We start from the raw sequence: 16004 nt of genomic DNA on the forward strand, positions 1-16004 counted from the left end.
CAAAGACGCAAAAGACGGCATCCCTGCCAGCTCGGCCCGCGAGGATACGCACCTCTTCCCTGAGGTGCGCCCGTAAACGGGCCAACGCGCTGCGTTGTTCAAAAACGTTCCCAACGTTTTTGTCCTTGTCGCGGGACGCTTTGCTCTTCGCCCTACGCCAGCCGCTTGTAGGAAATGTACGCTACGCGCTCTTTTTCGCCAGCAGCGGCTTCAGGAAGCGTGCGGTATGCGATTTCTCGCACTCCGCCACCGTTTCCGGCGTGCCGGCGACGAGGATTTCACCGCCGCCGCTGCCGCCTTCCGGACCGAGATCGACAATCCAGTCCGCCGTTTTGATCACGTCAAGGTTATGCTCAATCACCACGATGGTATTGCCCTGGTCGCGCAGCTGATGCAGCACCTCCAGCAGCTGGGCGATATCGGCGAAGTGCAGGCCGGTGGTCGGCTCATCCAGAATATAGAGCGTCTGGCCGGTGCCGCGTTTCGACAGCTCGCGCGCCAGCTTGACGCGCTGCGCCTCGCCTCCGGAGAGGGTCGTCGCCGACTGGCCGAGACGTATATAGGAGAGACCGACATCCATCAGGGTCTGCAGCTTGCGCGCCAGCGCCGGGACGGCGTCAAAGAACTCGCGCGCCTCTTCGATGGTCATCTCCAGCACTTCATGGATGCTCTTGCCTTTGTACTTAATCTCCAGCGTCTCGCGGTTATAGCGCTTGCCTTTGCACTGGTCGCAGGGCACGTAGATATCGGGCAGGAAGTGCATTTCAACCTTCAGCACGCCGTCGCCCTGACAGGCTTCGCAGCGGCCGCCGCGCACGTTAAAGCTGAAGCGGCCCGGATTGTAGCCGCGCGAGCGCGCTTCCGGCACGCCTGCGAACAGTTCGCGCACCGGCGTAAAGATGCCGGTGTAGGTCGCCGGGTTGGAGCGCGGGGTGCGGCCGATTGGGCTCTGGTCGATATCGATCACTTTATCGAAGTGTTCAAGCCCGTTGATCTCGCGATAGGGCGCCGCTTCACCGGTGGTCGCGCCGTTCAGATGACGCTGCGCGATCGGGAACAGCGTATCGTTAATCAGCGTCGATTTGCCCGAGCCGGAAACGCCGGTGATACAGGTAAAGAGCCCGACCGGCAGCGTCAGCGTCACATCTTTCAGGTTGTTGCCGCGTGCGCCGCTGAGCTTCAGCGTTTTGGTCGGATCGCCTTTCACGCGCTCCTGCGGCACCGCGATCTCGCGCTTGCCGCTGAGGAACTGGCCGGTCAGCGACTCTTCCACCGCCATGATTTCGTGCACCGTGCCTTCCGCCACGATCTGGCCGCCGTGCACGCCGGCGCCGGGGCCGATATCGATCACGTGATCCGCCGCGCGAATGGCGTCTTCATCGTGCTCGACCACAATCACGGTATTGCCGAGATCGCGCAGGTGGATCAGGGTGCTAAGCAGGCGCTCGTTATCGCGCTGATGCAGGCCGATTGACGGCTCATCCAGCACATACATTACGCCCACCAGCCCGGCGCCGATCTGACTCGCCAGGCGGATACGCTGCGCTTCGCCGCCGGAAAGGGTCTCTGCGGAGCGCGACATCGACAGGTAGTTCAGGCCGACGTTCACCAGGAAGCTCAGACGGTCGCCAATCTCTTTCAGCACTTTCTCCGCGATTTTAGCGCGCTGGCCGCTCAGCTTAAGGTTGCGGAAGAAATCCATCGCATGGCCGATGCTCATATCGGAGATGGTCGGCAGAGTGGTGTTCTCCACAAACACGTGGCGCGCTTCGCGACGCAGGCGGGTGCCTTCGCAGCTGGCGCAGGCGCGGTTGCTGATGAACTTCGCCAGATCCTCGCGCACCGCGTTGGATTCCGTCTCTTTATAGCGGCGCTCCATATTGTGCAGCACGCCTTCGAACGGATGACGACGCACTGAGGTGTCGCCGCGATCGTTGATGTACTTGAACTCAATGTTCTCTTTGCCGGAGCCGTAGAGAATCACCTGGCGCGCTTTCTCGCTCAGGGTGTTGAACGGCGCTTCGACGTCAAAATTGAGATGCTCGGCCAGCGAGCGCAGCATCTGGAAATAATAGAAGTTGCGGCGATCCCAGCCGCGTATCGCGCCGCCGGCCAGCGACAGCTCGCCGTTCTGCACCACGCGGTCAGGATCGAAATATTGCTGCACGCCCAGACCGTCGCAGGTCGGGCAGGCGCCTGCCGGGTTATTGAACGAAAAGAGACGCGGCTCCAGTTCGCGCATGCTGTAGCCGCAGATCGGGCAGGCGAAGTTGGCGGAAAAGAGCAGCTCTTCCGCGTTCGCGTCGTCCATATCGGCGACGATCGCCGTCCCGCCGGAGAGATCCAGCGCGGTTTCAAGGGACTCGGCGAGACGCGTCGCCAGATCCTCGCGCACCTTAAAGCGATCGATCACGACTTCGATGGTGTGCTTTTTCTGCAGCTCCAGCTTCGGCGGATCGGAAAGATCGCACACTTCGCCGTCGATACGCGCGCGGATGTAGCCCTGCGCCGCAAGGTTCTCCAGCGTTTTGGTGTGCTCGCCCTTGCGATCTTTCACCACCGGCGCCAGCAGCATCAGGCGCCGGCCCTCTTCCTGCGCCAGCACGTTGTCCACCATCTGGCTTACGGTCTGCGCCGCCAGCGGCACGTCATGATCCGGGCAGCGCGGTTCGCCTACGCGAGCGAACAGCAGACGCAGATAGTCGTGGATCTCGGTGATCGTGCCGACCGTCGAGCGCGGGTTGTGTGAAGTGGACTTCTGCTCGATAGAGATAGCGGGCGACAGACCTTCGATATGGTCGACGTCCGGCTTCTCCATCAGAGAAAGAAACTGACGCGCATAAGCAGAGAGCGACTCTACGTAGCGGCGCTGACCTTCCGCATAGAGCGTATCAAACGCAAGAGAGGACTTGCCGGAGCCTGACAGGCCGGTGACCACTATGAGTTTGTCGCGAGGGATGATCAGGTTGATGTTTTTCAAATTATGGGTGCGGGCACCACGAACTTCGATCTTATCCATTCACCTTTCCCGGATTGAGCAGCACGCCCGTGTCTTGCGGACACGATTAGCGTAAACAGGGTATTATGGCACAAAAAATAGACTGATTAAATATCCAGTATTTTTTGCGTTTTGGGGGTAAAATGAGCGCTTCTGCGAGGCGGCTCGAAAGTGGGAACGCTTAGCAGGACGTGGTAGAATTGATCGTTTAGACTCTTAAGTAACAACTCATCGGGAGAGAGCAACATGGCCAGTCGTGGCGTAAATAAAGTGATTCTTGTCGGGAATCTGGGTCAGGATCCGGAAGTGCGCTACATGCCGAATGGTGGCGCGGTTGCCAACATTACGCTGGCCACCTCGGAAAGCTGGCGTGACAAGCAGACCGGTGAAAACAAAGAGATCACCGAGTGGCACCGCGTCGTGCTGTTCGGCAAGCTGGCGGAAGTCGCCGGCGAATACCTGCGTAAAGGTTCGCAGGTCTATATCGAAGGCCAGCTGCGCACCCGCAAATGGCAGGACCAGGGCGGCCAGGATCGCTATACCACGGAAGTGGTGGTCAACGTCGGCGGCACCATGCAGATGCTGGGCGGCCGTCAGCAGGGCGGCGCCAGCGCAGGCGGCGCGCCGATGGGCGGCGGCCAGCAGAGCGGCGGCAACAATAACGGCTGGGGCCAGCCGCAGCAGCCGCAGGGCGGAAATCAGTTCAGCGGCGGCGCGCAGTCGCGTCCCCAGCCGCAGAGCGCCCCGGCGAGCAACAACAACGAACCGCCGATGGATTTCGACGACGATATCCCGTTCTGATTGTTGCGCCATCGCATCAGGATCTCAGGCCCCGTTTACGCGGGGCTTTTTTTCGCCTCTCAACCGGCGACAAAGGCGCTATCGTCAGCGTCATGCAAGCCTCTGCAAAATGCCTGCGGGAAGCCTTTGCGCGCCTGCCGAGACAGGGCTAAGCGTCCCATCTGGTTAAAATTTCCGCCGTGCTGACGACCCGCGGCACATTTCCCGGCAGAGACAAACCCGCCCACACCTCATTGTGTTGCCCAATCAGCTGCTCCGCGCTGGCGTAAGTGCGATCCGCCGTGGTGTGCGCATCGGCGGCGGCGATAATGCGATAGCCTAAGCCCGCGCCGACTTTAATCGTGGTATCGACGCAGTAATCGCTCGCGCAACCGCAAATCACGAAACTATCAACGTCGAGCTGCGTCAGGGCGGCGGCCAGTCCGGTTTGCCAGAAGCTGTCGCATGCGGTTTTCGTCACGTAAAGCGAACCCGCCGGCTGGCGCAGTTCAGGCAGCAGTTCAAAAGCCAGGGTGCCTGGCTGCATCTCGCCTTCACGGTGAGTAATGAAGATTGCCCTGTCGGCTGCGTCAGTCAGCTGATTGATGCGCGCTATACGTCCGGCGCGATCGAAGCGCGGCGTGGCGAAAACGCCGTTTTGCATATCGACAACAACAATAACTCGCTGGGTCATATTCTTTCTCTTTGCGAACGGTGCGCTTCAGTGTCAACCAGCCGTGGCGAAAGGGCAAAACTCTTTTGCAATTGGCCAGCCATCGCTGGCATGCTGAAAGCCTGTCTGGTTAACGAGGAGATTGAGGTGGAGGGCGTTCCAGCTATTTTTCCCTGCGAAAAAGATCGCGCGCAGTTTCGCCAGTTTGCCGAGCTGCCAGGCGTAGAACTCTATCAGGCGCATATCACCCGCTATGCTTTTGAGCCGCATACGCATGAAGCTTTCGGCATCGGCACTATCGAATCGGGCGCGCAGCGGTTTCGCTATCGCGGCGCGCAGTACACGGCGCCGACCCATTCACTGGTCATGATGAATCCCGATGAGCTGCACACCGGCGAGTCCGCCTGCGAAGAGGGCTGGCGTTACCAGATGATCTATATCCAGCCAGATGAAATGGCGCAGCTTACCGGCGACCGCGGCTGGTGGTTCAGCGAAGCGCTGCGCACCGACTCGCATCTGGCGCTGCCGCTATCGCAGGCGCTATCGGCGCTGTGGCTCGCCGACAGCCCGCTGGCGCGGCAAAGCCTGCTGGGCGAAGTGCTGGCGCAGCTGCGGCCGCTGGCGCGCATGGCGCAAAAAGGCAAAGAAGAGGGGCGTCACCGCTTCGACCAGGTGCGCGACTACCTGCGCGACAACCTGGCCGAGTCGGTGAGGCTGGAAGAGCTGGCTTCGCTGGCGGGACTCTCGCCGTGGCATTTTCTGCGCGCCTTCCGCGCCCACTTTCACGTTACGCCGCATCAGATGCTGATGGCATATCGGCTATACGAAGCCAAGCTGCTGCTGGCGCGCGGGCTGTCAGCCGCCAGCGTGGCGGCGAGCGTCGGCCTGAGCGACCAGGCGCATCTCACCCGCGCCTTCGCCCAGCGTTACGGCATTACGCCGGTGCGCTATCAAAAACAGGTGCGCGGCGCTTAGAACGAACCGCAATCTGCTACAAGATTTTTCTCTGCTTTTTACGCCACACTTCCTTACGCACTTTAATAAAGGAAGAGACAATGTTAGCTGGCGTGTTGTTTGCCCTTGCCGCGGGGCTGATGTGGGGACTGATTTTCGTTGGGCCGCTGCTGGTGCCGGACTATCCTGGCGCGCTGCAGTCTGCCGGACGCTATGTCGCGTTTGGCCTGATCGCGCTGCCGCTCGCCTGGCTGGATCGCCGTCGCCTGCGCAAGCTACTGTCGGCTGACTGGCGTGAGGCGCTAAAACTGTCGCTGGTGGGCAACCTTCTTTATTACACCTTTCTCGCCAGCGCGATTCAGCGCACCGGCGCGCCGGTATCCACCATGATTATCGGCACGCTGCCGGTGGTGATGGCGATTACCGCCAATCTTTGTTACGGCCATCTTGAAGGACGCCTCGCCTGGCGTCGGCTGGCGCCTGCGCTGCTGGCAATCGGCGCCGGCCTGGCGTGCGTCAATATCGCCGAGCTGCGCGGGCAGGAGGGCGAGTGGGATTTAACCCGCTACCTGAGCGGCATCGCGCTGGCGGTGCTGGCGGTGGCGTGCTGGACCTGGTATCCGCTGCGCAACGCGCGCTGGCTGCGCACCCATCCGCAGCATAGGCCCGCCACCTGGGCGACGGCGCAGGGGATCGTGACGCTGCCGCTGGCGCTGATGATGTATGCGCTGGTGGCTGCCCAGCTAGCGTGGCAGCAGCCGAGCTTTGCGCTGCCGTTTGGCCCGCAACCGCAGCTGTTTCTGCCGCTGATGCTAATGATCGGGCTGCTCTGCTCCTGGCTCGGCACCCTCTGCTGGAATGCCGCCAGCCAGCGACTGCCGACGGTTTTTATGGGGCCGCTTATCGTATTCGAAACGCTGTCCGGCCTGCTGTGGACCTTTCTCTGGCGACAAAGCTGGCCGCCGCTGCTGACGCTGACCGGTATTCTCTGCCTGATCTTCGGCGTGCTCTGGGCGATGCGCATCAAGCCTGAGCCGATGCTGACCTCGATTGAGCATTAAACTCGCCGGCCAGCCCCCCATTTAACAGGCGCTGACCCGTTGATTTCACACCGTTTTAAGAATAATACGCAGAGCGGAGCGGCAGAATTTGCCGCTCTTTTGCTATTAAATCGCTAAAGGCGGAGTGATAAGCGCAATAAAAAGCGATCGCGATCGCATTTTTTCCTCTCTTTAAACAGCGCTTCACCTCTTTCGCAGGCCGTAATTATCTCTTCAGACGGCTCATATTCCATCCCAGACAGGCATTAAGGCCTGCCCAGTGGCGATCAATTCGCCATTTTGCTGCATATTTATCGTCTGCCGGCGCGTTTTTATTGGCATTTGGCCCTGAGAATAGCGTCTGATAAACCACCTTTTTTTCCAGAAAGGAGATGGCTATTAAGAATAATTCCCAATGAGAAAATTTACGAAACTTTAGCTTTGGCGATCTTTAAGCTGAATAATCTTATATGAGTGAGCACCTGAATAAGAAAAGCTATAAGTATTGATAAACCATTCCGCTAGGAAAATTCCTGGCATTTTTTCACCGCTTCGCTTATTCAAAGTTGATTAAATAATCTCCACTGGATGCAAGCTTAGTGCCAGTCTATGTTGAAGTAAAAGTGACCTCTGCTGGAAAAGCTGTTCAGGGCGGCTTAATGAAAGGAAGGCATTTTAGCGCCGTGCATTAACATGCCTGATGAAAAGCAAGAAGCACCAATCTCATCGAAATGAGATTGGGCGAGAGGAGAAGTAGCGAGAAATGCGAGACTTTTGCTGGTGCTTATCAATATTACCGCAAAAAATGAAAATCGATCCGGCTGCAAACCCATCAGGAATGCATGGAGCGAAAATTAAAGCCACGAATGGTATCTTAAAGTGTCATCATCTCTTCTGGTAAGAACAATCTCAGCGCTAAGTCAGTTTAGGGCAGTATTATTGGTTTTATCGATTTTCCGAGCCTGACGGATAGTGATAAACGCTGCGGCTAATATCGAGCAGGCGGCAGCTGCGGCGCGTGCCGATGTCAAACGTGCTCTGCAGGAAGTTGACTGCCTGACGCTTTTCGTTGGTAGTAAAGAAGTTCTTCAATACGCTTTGCAGCATCTCCTTATCTGAGTTGAGCGTTTGCAGCTCACGGGTAAGTGTCTGTAGTTTGTCCTCTAACTCCTTGATCCTTCTGCCTTCCTCTGAAGAGAGGCCGGAAAATTTCTTTTTCCAGCTATAGAAGGTGGCCTCGGAGATCCCTAGCTCGTCACAAATCTCCCTGACTTTAACTCCTGATTCAGAAGCTTTAATGGCATTTGTGATTTGCTCTTCGCTATATCGTGACTTTCTCATAAATGCTCTTACCTTTCTTATCGATTAATGGATGAGATGTACTGTATTAATATCTGGCACTGTAAATAAACTATTAATGCAGTATTAAAGTGCGCGATTAGAATTGCGTGGGTTAAATTAAGATATTTAGAATAAATATCATCATGGGATAAATCTTATTTTATTCTTATCGGATGGGCGCACCTTCCTGGCCAGGGATTTTTGTTATAGATTCTTCCCATCCCAAATACGAAAAATTTCTACGTACATTTGATATTTAGCATAACGTGCTTGCTAAATTCGCAGGGAAATGGCTTGCGAATGGGTTCTGTTTTCATCGTGAAATCGATTCCAGTTTTGCCATTCTGAGCCAAATTTAATCAGAATTATCCTGAAAATATTCACCGAATCGTGTTCTGATTCTCATTTTTCGGACCAGCCTGGTTTGAAATCTTTAAATAACGCCAGGCCCACTGAGCGCTTGTTAATTCGTTACAGGGACGTTGTACCGAAGCGGTTGAAGTAAGTAATGCAAAGGATGAGTCAATGAAATTAAGCGTAATGTCTAATGCCGCCTGGATGATGTCTGAGAAGATCGTCTCGGTTTTTGGCGTCATATTTGTGACCTCCTACGTGGCGAAATCATTCGGGCCAACCGTATTTGGCCAGATGGCGTTTTCTACCTCTTTATTTTCAATGGTCCAGACCGTCGCCATCTTCGGTACCGAAACTATCTTGTTTAAGCGGATCAGCAAAAGCGCGCCGAAAGGGCTGCGCCTGATGAACGTGGCGCGCACGCTGCGCATGATTTTACTGTTGATCACCGCGGCGCCGGTCCTGGCCTGGGTGTGGTTCACCATGCCGCAAAACTTTCTGGCGTTCACGCTGGCGTCGTTCGTCGCCTCGGTATTCGTGACGCAGGATACCTTTAGCGTTTACAACAACGCGCGCCTCGCCTCCCGGCTCAATACTGTTGCGAACTCGCTCGGCATGCTGCTGAGCTTTACCATCAGCTTCGTCATCGCCTGGCTGCGCCTGAATCCGGCATGGCTGACGCTCTCTATCGTGGCCGTGACGCTGGTGCCTTACGTTATCAAGCGATACAACTTTTACCGCGAAACGCAGGATATTGCTCCGCCGCAGGAAAAACGCAGCGCCTATCTGCGCTATTTGATGTACGCCGGTCTGCCATTGGCGATCTCCAGCATTTTTATTTCAGTGCAGGTTAAAGCAGCGCAAATGTTTTTAGCCGGCATCGCGTCGGCAAGCGACCTCGGGCTGTTTGCGGCGGCCAACACTATCGCGGCTTCGTGGATCTTTATCCCCGTGGCGCTCATAACTTCATGCTTCACTGAAATCTTCAGGGAACGCGGCGAAGTGGCTATTAAGCTGGCAGCGCGGCTTAACGGCTATGTCATGGGAGTTTCACTGATGATGTTGCTGGTCATCGCGCTGTTCGGCGAGAAAATCATCATCGCTTTGTACGGTTCAGAATACACACAGTCAGGAAGTCTCATTACGTTGTTGTCAATGGCGACCTGTTTCTCCGCTATGGGCACCGTAGCCTACCGCTACATGGTGAAAGAGGGTGGTTTCAACTATCTGTTGAAGAAAATCATCTGCCTGATGGTGATCAGCCTGCCGCTTTCATGGTGGCTGATCCAGGGCTACGGCATTATGGGCGCCGCATGGAGCGTCTTCGTGTCGGAACTCTTGTCCCTTACCGTAATGAATTACTTCTTCAAAAACGGCGTCATTCAAAGAATTCAGGTTTCCTCACTCAACTACAAAACCTACAAATGAGGTCAGATATGTTTAAGTTGAAAGATGAACTCAGAAGAAGTGTGCAGTACTTCATTAAGAAGATGCCCTGGGCGTACCAGGACCGCATTTACTACTTCCACAAGTTCAAAAAATTGCCTAATTTGCGTCAACCCAAGGTCTTCAACGAAAAGGTGCTGTACCGCAAATTCGTCTATGGCGACTACCAGATTTACGGCCGCCTTTCGGACAAGTATTCGGTGCGCGACTATATCGCTGAGAAAATTGGCAACGAGTACCTGATTCCGCTGGTGCATGAGTCGACCGATCCGGCATCGTTGAACAGTCTGCAATGCTGGAAGGGCACGGTCATCAAGCCGAATCACGCTTCCAACATGGTAGAGATCCTGCTGGAAGAGCCGGACGCGCTGCGCAAGCAGCAGATTATCAACAGCTGCTATAAGTGGCTCAAGACCGACTTCGCCAACGAGGCGCGCGAGATCCACTATCGCTATATCAAGCCGCGTATTCTGGTCGAAAAATATATCGGCGACGGCAAAACGGCGCCGATCGATTACAAGTTCCATATGTTCAACAAGCGCGACGGCCGCTTTGAATATGTGCTGCAGGTGATCTACAACCGCTGCCAGCCGCAGCTGTCGATGAATTTTTACGTCAATAACCTGACCGAAGCGTTTCACAAGATTCGCGATACCGGCCTGGATGTGACGAAAATCGCTGACTCTCTGCAGCACGCGCTCGATCTGAGCAAGAAGCTGGCGAGCGATTTCGACTATGTTCGTGTGGACTGGTATATCCATGAAGGCCGCATCTACTTCGGCGAACTGACCTTTACGCCGGGCGCAGGTCTGGTGACAGGGCTGGATCGCGGACTTAACCAGATGATGGGAGATATGTGGATTCAGGATCGCCGCGGCACGCAGATACCGGGCGTTTCGGTGCAGGACGTGAATATCCCTGCGCTGTTGAAGAAAGTTTGAGTCACACAGCAAAATAAAAAACCCCGCTATGCGGGATTTTTTATTGGCTTTAAGCAAGGTGCTAGCGCGGCAGGCATGGCCCGATCGCAAAGTCGCTTAACGCATCCATGCTCGCTCGGCCCGCGCCGTCCCTGGCGCGGGACGCTTTGCTCTTCGGGCTATGCCTGCCATTTTCAGCTACGTAAACCGCCTGTAATAAAAAACCCCGTTATGTGGGGTTTTTTATTGAATGAAAATCAAGGCATCGGCCAGTCGGGCGGCGTCTGGCTCATCACCTGAATAAAGGTATCTTTGGTCACCAGCATAAAGTGATGCACGTTTTCCATGCTCAGGGAGATGCCCAGCAGCCCCATTACGAACCAGCAGGTCATGCCGAGACCCACGCCGCCGCACATAAACGCCATGACGTGATGGCTGCTCTGACGGAACTTAATTTTAAGGGTGCTGGCAAAGAACATCATGATTGCGCTGAGCAGTTCCCAACGCATGACAATCAAGCTGGTGGTTATGGTCGCCATCGACTTAAGCCTCTGAATCTGAGTGATTATCCCTGACGGTTACCGGACATTACTGGCGACGAAAAGCGTGGTCAGGGAAAGGCTTTTCGCCGTCATAAAGGGTGCAATATGTGAGCTGAGTCACATTATATCACTGGATTTGATTTTTTGAACAAAATTTGTACCTGGTATGGTAGAAATTTTTTTATCGAAACGCGGGCCAGAAAATCGGGCATCAGGCGAGGGAAGCGGAAAGGTGCGCCCGCTGAGGGCGCCTGAGGCTTAGCGAACTGGGCAGCATTCCCCGGTCGTGCGCTGAGTGTAGCTTGCCGCAGGTTCGCTGCAGTCGAAGCTCAGCATACGTGGACGCTGAATCGCCTGGCGACGCATATAGTGGCGATAGGCGGTCGGTGTCTGTGAAAACTGACGGCGGAAAACGCGGGAAAAGGTTTGCTGCGAGTCATAGCCGTACTGCATCGCGATATCAAATACCGGACGCTGCGTCTGGCGCAGCGCTTCCGCCGCCAGCGTCAGGCGACGTTCGCGAATATAGCCGCCTAGCGTCTGTTTCGTCACGGTGCGGAACATACGCTGCAGGTGCCATTTTGAATAGCCGGACCTGGCCGCCACTTCATCGATCGACAGCGTCTTATCCAGGTTTTGATCGATCCAGCGCGTCAGGGAGTGAATGATCTCTTCTTGCATCATAATCTCGTCCTTTAGTTCTGAGGGATTCGTTATTTGACGGAGGCGAGTATAATTCCTCAAGTTAACTTGAGGTAAAGAGCCAGATGAAAAAAGATCGCAACTACCCCAAACCGGTTTTGACGCCGGGCGAAGTCGCACGCCGCAGCGGCGTGGCGGTCTCCGCGCTGCACTTTTATGAGAGCAAAGGGCTCATCTCCAGCACGCGCAATGGCGGCAATCAGCGCCGCTACAGCCGCGACGTGCTGCGGCGCGTCGCCATTATCAAAATCGCTCAGCGCATCGGCATCCCGCTCGCCACCGTCAGCGACAGCCTGATGCATATTCCCGCCAACAAGCGCATGTCGACCCATGAGTGGGACGCCCTGACGCAGCACTGGCGCGAGGAGCTGGATAAGCGCATTGAAACCCTGACGCGCCTGCGCAACGACCTCGACGGCTGCATCGGCTGCGGCTGCCTGTCGATGCGCGACTGTCCGCTGCGCAACCCCGGCGACCGGCTGGCGCAGCAGGGGTCCGGCGCGGTACTGCTCGATCCCGAACAGGATGATAAAGGCGAGCCGCCGCGCTAAAGAAGATGAGCGCTATACTTGCCTGAAGTTCATAACAGGAATTCACTATGATTACCGTCCACCATCTTGAGCAGTCGCGATCGCACCGCGTGCTGTGGCTGCTGGAAGAGCTGGAAGTGCCTTACCAAATCAAACGCTATCAGCGCGAGGCGTCGATGCTGGCGCCGGAAGCGCTGAAAAAGGTTCATCCGCTCGGCAAGTCGCCGGTTATTACCGACGGTAATCAGGTGGTGGCCGAATCAGGCGCCATCCTCTCTTATCTGGAAGGCAAATATGACAGCGAACAGCGACTCACCTCTCTCGACGAGCAGGCGCGTCTGCAGGCGAACTACTGGCTGCACTACGCCGAAGGGTCGCTGATGCCGCTGCTGGTGATGAAGCTGGTCTTTGGCCGCCTCGGCAAGGCACCGGTGCCCTGGCTGCTGCGTCCGGCGGGGCGGCGCTGGGCAAGGGCATGCAGAAGGCCTGGCTCGATAAGCAGCTGGTGCCGCATCGCCAGATGATCGAGCACCATCTGGCCGCTCACCCCTGGTTCGCCGGCAAGCGCTTTAGCATTGCCGATATCCAGATGAGTTTTCCTCTGCTGGCGCTGCAGTCGCGCGGCGGACTGGAGGATATGCCCGCTACGGCGGCCTGGCTTGAAAGCGCACAGCAGCGCGCCGCCTGGCAGCGCGCCGTTCAGCAGGGCGGCGAGGTGATGCCAGGCGGGCAGGCGACGTAAAAAGGCCGCGGCATCAGCAAGTAACGCGGCGACGGCCCGGGCGCCGACGCCGCACAAGCCTTCAGCAACGTCCATGGACGCTCTTCTTTATCCTGAATTAAGGCGAGGAAGCAGTTGAAAATCTGCTGCCAAACGCCGGATAATCCCTTGCCTTTTATCTCTCCGCATAGCGGAGAGTTATCCGCCGCGAAGTAAACGTTTGCCTGCCGCCTGGCGCGCCATTGTGCCGGGTTGATAACCAGGGATTTTGCAGGCAGCGACGCAGGGCGTTTCACACAACAAAAAATTCTTGAGGCTCAACTATGTCATACGAATCACGCTCGTCCGCTGGCAAGCTGGACGCCTGGTTCTCTGTTTCTGCACGCGGCAGCAGCGTCCGGCAGGAAATTCTGGCGGGATTGACCACCTTCCTGGCGATGGTCTACTCGGTCATTGTGGTGCCCGGCATGCTGGGCAAAGCGGGCTTTTCGCCTACGGCGGTTTTTGTCGCCACCTGCCTGGTCGCCAGCGTCGGCTCTATCGTGATAGGACTCTGGGCCAACCTGCCGATGGCCATCGGCTGCGCCATCTCGCTCACCGCCTTTACCGCTTTTAGCCTGGTGCTCGGCCAGCATATCAGCGTGCCGGTGGCGCTCGGCGCGGTATTCCTGATGGGGCTGCTGTTTACCTTTATCTCCCTGACCGGCATCCGCGCCTGGATCTTGCGCAATCTACCCATGGGCGTGGCGCACGGCACCGGCGTGGGCATCGGCCTGTTTCTGCTGCTGATCGCCGCCGACGGTATCGGGCTGGTGGTGAAGAATCCCGCGCCCGGCATGCCGGTGGCGCTGGGTCACTTCACTTCGTTTCCGGTGATGATGTCGCTGCTGGGACTGGCGGCGATCGTCGGGCTGGAGAAGCGCCGGGTGCCGGGCGGCATTCTGCTCACCATTATCGCCATCTCGATTCTCGGGCTGATCTTCGATCCGGCGGTGAAGTTTCAGGGGCTGTTCGCCTTGCCCAGCCTGCGCGACAGTCATGGCGAGTCGCTGCTGTTTAGCCTGGATATTATGGGGGCGCTACAGCCGGTGGTACTGCCGAGCGTGCTGGCGCTGGTGATGACGGCGGTGTTCGACGCCACCGGCACCATCCGCGCGGTGGCGGGGCAGGCGAACCTGCTGGATGAGAAGGGCCAGATCATCAACGGCGGACGCGCCCTGACCACCGATTCGGTCAGCAGCTTGTTCGCTGGCCTGGTCGGCGCGTCGCCTGCGGCGGTCTATATCGAATCCGCGGCCGGCACGGCGGCGGGCGGCAAGACGGGCCTGACGGCGATTGTCGTCGGCCTGCTGTTCCTGGCGATTCTGTTTATGTCGCCGCTCGCTTACCTGGTGCCCGCCTATGCCACCGCGCCCGCGCTGATGTATGTCGGCCTGCTGATGCTGAGCAACGTGGCGAAAATCGACTTCGGCGACTTCGTCGATGCGATGTCCGGCCTGGTGACCGCGGTCTTTATCGTGCTGACCTGTAATATCGTCACCGGCATCATGCTCGGTTTCGCCACGCTGGTGGTGGGTCGCCTGTTCGCCGGCGAGTGGCGCAGGCTGAACGTCGGCACGGTGGTGATTGCGGCCGCGCTGGTGATTTTTTACGCTGGCGGCTGGGCGATTTAGCTGTAAAACCGGGCGAGCGCCGCCTCGCCCGGAATGTTCTTCTGATTTTTGCCGCGCCGCACGCGTGACTTGTCATTCTCTGCGCACTTTGCTTTACACTTTAGCGCTCACAACATTTTTACTGACTTTACGATTCGCCTAAGGAAAGCATGGAAATCTTCTTCACTATTCTCATTATGACGCTGGTGGTGTCGCTCTCAGGAGTGGCCGCGCGCATCTTGCCGTTCCAGATCCCGCTGCCGCTGGTGCAGATTCTCGCCGGCGCGCTGCTCGCCTGGCCGACATTCGGCCTGCATGTCGATTTCGACCCGGAACTTTTTCTGGTGCTGTTTATTCCGCCGCTGCTGTTTGCCGACGGCTGGAAAACGCCGATTAGCGAGTTTCTGCACCACGGCCGAGAAATTATCGGCCTGGCGCTGGTGCTGGTGCTGATTACCGTGGTCGGCATCGGCTACCTTATCTACTGGACGGTGCCGGGCATTCCGCTGATTCCGGCCTTCGCGCTGGCAGCCGTGCTGTCGCCGACGGACGCCGTGGCGCTCTCCGGCATCGTCGGCGAGGGGCGCATCCCGAAAAAAATCATGTCTATCGTGCAGGGCGAGGCGCTGATGAACGACGCCTCCGGCCTGGTCTCGCTGAAGTTCGCCGTTGCGGTGGCGATGGGCACTATGGTCTTTACCTGGGGCGGCGCCAGCGTCGAGTTCCTTAAAGTGGCGATCGGCGGCCTGATTGCGGGCGTGGCGGTCTGCTGGCTCTACGGCAAATCGCTGCGTCTGCTGAGCCGCTGGAGCGGCGACGATCCGGCGACGCAAACCGTGCTGCTGCTGCTGCTGCCGTTCGCCTCCTACCTGATTGCTGAACATCTCGGCGTCTCCGGCATCCTGGCGGCGGTCGCAGCGGGCATGACCATTACCCGCTCCGGCATTATTCGTCAGGCGCCGCTGGCGATGCGCCTGCGCGCCAACAGCGTCTGGCAGATGCTGGAATTCGTCTTCAACGGCATGGTGTTCCTGATGCTCGGCTTGCAGTTGCCGGATATTATCGGCACCTCGATTGACGCTGCCAACGCCGATCCCAACGTCGAACTCTGGATGCTGTTTACCGACATTATCCTGGTCTACGGTGCGCTGATGGTGGTGCGCTTCGGCTGGCTCTGGATCATGCAGCGTCTCAGCAAGCGCGTGCTGAAGAAGAAGCCGATGGAGTTTGCCAACTACTCGCTGCGTGAACTGCTGATCGCCACTTTTGCCGGCGTGCGCGGCGCCATTACCCTTGCGGGCGTGCTCTCTATCCCGCTGTTCCTGACGTCCGGCGAGCCGTTTCCGGCGCG

Annotated in this window: 13 protein-coding genes and 1 pseudogene; 9 read left to right on the top strand and 5 right to left on the bottom strand. The window is 57.3% G+C overall.

Annotated features, from left to right (window positions below):
- Positions 1-181: 181 nt before the first annotated feature.
- The gene (gene uvrA, locus HA46_RS14620) at positions 182-3019 is read right to left on the bottom strand and encodes an excinuclease ABC subunit UvrA (protein WP_084885075.1); all 2838 of its coding nucleotides are present in this window, start codon (positions 3017-3019) and stop codon (positions 182-184) included.
- 225 nt (positions 3020-3244) lie between these two features.
- Here uvrA and ssb1 point away from each other — a divergent pair, with 225 nt between their 5' ends.
- Positions 3245-3799 carry a single-stranded DNA-binding protein SSB1 gene (gene ssb1, locus HA46_RS14625; RefSeq protein ID WP_033749160.1) on the top strand — a complete coding sequence of 185 codons (555 nt, stop codon included), beginning with the start codon at positions 3245-3247 and terminating at the stop codon, positions 3797-3799.
- Between the two features lie 148 nt (positions 3800-3947).
- Here the strand turns inward: ssb1 and HA46_RS14630 are convergent, their stop codons facing one another.
- The gene (locus HA46_RS14630; RefSeq protein WP_084885078.1) at positions 3948-4472 is read right to left on the bottom strand and encodes an isochorismatase family protein; all 525 of its coding nucleotides are present in this window, start codon (positions 4470-4472) and stop codon (positions 3948-3950) included.
- Positions 4473-4598: 126 nt separating this feature from the next.
- On the opposite strand from HA46_RS14630, the gene HA46_RS14635 reads away from it, so the two are divergent.
- Both HA46_RS14635 and HA46_RS14640 read left to right on the top strand, forming a co-directional pair.
- On the top strand, positions 4599-5426 hold the full coding sequence (locus HA46_RS14635) for an AraC family transcriptional regulator (protein WP_033793288.1): 828 nt from the start codon (positions 4599-4601) through the stop codon (positions 5424-5426).
- Positions 5427-5506: 80 nt separating this feature from the next.
- Positions 5507-6466, top strand: a complete 960-nt coding sequence (locus HA46_RS14640; protein ID WP_033793202.1) for a DMT family transporter — start codon at positions 5507-5509, stop codon at positions 6464-6466.
- A gap of 924 nt (positions 6467-7390) precedes the next feature.
- Here the strand turns inward: HA46_RS14640 and HA46_RS14645 are convergent.
- Complete coding sequence (locus HA46_RS14645) at positions 7391-7786, bottom strand: transposase (RefSeq protein WP_033749162.1); 396 nt, start codon at positions 7784-7786, stop codon at positions 7391-7393.
- A gap of 525 nt (positions 7787-8311) precedes the next feature.
- Between HA46_RS14645 and HA46_RS14650 the strand changes: the two genes are divergently transcribed.
- Both HA46_RS14650 and HA46_RS14655 read left to right on the top strand, forming a co-directional pair.
- Positions 8312-9568, top strand: a complete 1257-nt coding sequence (locus tag HA46_RS14650; RefSeq protein WP_033793203.1) for an MATE family efflux transporter — start codon at positions 8312-8314, stop codon at positions 9566-9568.
- A gap of 8 nt (positions 9569-9576) precedes the next feature.
- Positions 9577-10527: an ATP-grasp fold amidoligase family protein gene (locus HA46_RS14655; protein ID WP_033749165.1), complete on the top strand. Its 951-nt coding sequence runs from the start codon at positions 9577-9579 to the stop codon at positions 10525-10527.
- Positions 10528-10763: 236 nt separating this feature from the next.
- Here the strand turns inward: HA46_RS14655 and HA46_RS14660 are convergent, their stop codons facing one another.
- Both HA46_RS14660 and soxS read right to left on the bottom strand, forming a co-directional pair.
- A complete protein-coding gene (locus tag HA46_RS14660) occupies positions 10764-11045 on the bottom strand; it encodes a YjcB family protein (protein ID WP_033749166.1) in 282 nt (93 codons plus the stop codon).
- 261 nt (positions 11046-11306) lie between these two features.
- Positions 11307-11732, bottom strand: coding sequence for a superoxide response transcriptional regulator SoxS (gene soxS, locus HA46_RS14665; protein WP_033793204.1), 426 nt, complete (start codon positions 11730-11732; stop codon positions 11307-11309).
- An 83-nt stretch (positions 11733-11815) separates the two neighbouring features.
- Between soxS and soxR the strand changes: the two genes are divergently transcribed.
- From soxR to HA46_RS14685, 4 genes and pseudogenes are all read left to right on the top strand, one after another.
- Positions 11816-12301 carry a redox-sensitive transcriptional activator SoxR gene (soxR, locus tag HA46_RS14670; protein WP_033749168.1) on the top strand — a complete coding sequence of 162 codons (486 nt, stop codon included), beginning with the start codon at positions 11816-11818 and terminating at the stop codon, positions 12299-12301.
- Positions 12302-12348: 47 nt separating this feature from the next.
- Positions 12349-13022 (top strand): annotated as a pseudogene (locus HA46_RS14675) (glutathione S-transferase family protein).
- Between the two features lie 302 nt (positions 13023-13324).
- Positions 13325-14674, top strand: coding sequence for an NCS2 family permease (locus HA46_RS14680; protein WP_084885080.1), 1350 nt, complete (start codon positions 13325-13327; stop codon positions 14672-14674).
- Between the two features lie 149 nt (positions 14675-14823).
- On the top strand, positions 14824-16004 hold a 1181-nt coding region (locus HA46_RS14685), incomplete at its 3' end, for a Na+/H+ antiporter (RefSeq protein WP_084885083.1).

It is taken from the genome of Pantoea septica, from assembly GCF_002095575.1.
GTDB lineage: Bacteria > Pseudomonadota > Gammaproteobacteria > Enterobacterales > Enterobacteriaceae > Pantoea > Pantoea septica.

Bases quoted from the DNA above. Each gene is read 5' to 3' on its own strand.
- HA46_RS14645 (WP_033749162.1), bottom strand. From the start codon at position 7,786: ATGAGAAAGTCACGATATAGCGAAGAGCAAATCACAAATGCCATTAAA.
- HA46_RS14655 (WP_033749165.1), top strand. From the start codon at position 9,577: ATGTTTAAGTTGAAAGATGAACTCAGAAGAAGTGTGCAGTACTTCATT.
- soxS (WP_033793204.1), bottom strand. From the start codon at position 11,732: ATGATGCAAGAAGAGATCATTCACTCCCTGACGCGCTGGATCGATCAA.
- HA46_RS14630 (WP_084885078.1), bottom strand. From the start codon at position 4,472: ATGACCCAGCGAGTTATTGTTGTTGTCGATATGCAAAACGGCGTTTTC.
- HA46_RS14660 (WP_033749166.1), bottom strand. From the start codon at position 11,045: ATGGCGACCATAACCACCAGCTTGATTGTCATGCGTTGGGAACTGCTC.
- soxR (WP_033749168.1), top strand. From the start codon at position 11,816: ATGAAAAAAGATCGCAACTACCCCAAACCGGTTTTGACGCCGGGCGAA.
- HA46_RS14650 (WP_033793203.1), top strand. From the start codon at position 8,312: ATGAAATTAAGCGTAATGTCTAATGCCGCCTGGATGATGTCTGAGAAG.
- ssb1 (WP_033749160.1), top strand. From the start codon at position 3,245: ATGGCCAGTCGTGGCGTAAATAAAGTGATTCTTGTCGGGAATCTGGGT.
- uvrA (WP_084885075.1), bottom strand. From the start codon at position 3,019: ATGGATAAGATCGAAGTTCGTGGTGCCCGCACCCATAATTTGAAAAAC.
- HA46_RS14680 (WP_084885080.1), top strand. From the start codon at position 13,325: ATGTCATACGAATCACGCTCGTCCGCTGGCAAGCTGGACGCCTGGTTC.
- HA46_RS14640 (WP_033793202.1), top strand. From the start codon at position 5,507: ATGTTAGCTGGCGTGTTGTTTGCCCTTGCCGCGGGGCTGATGTGGGGA.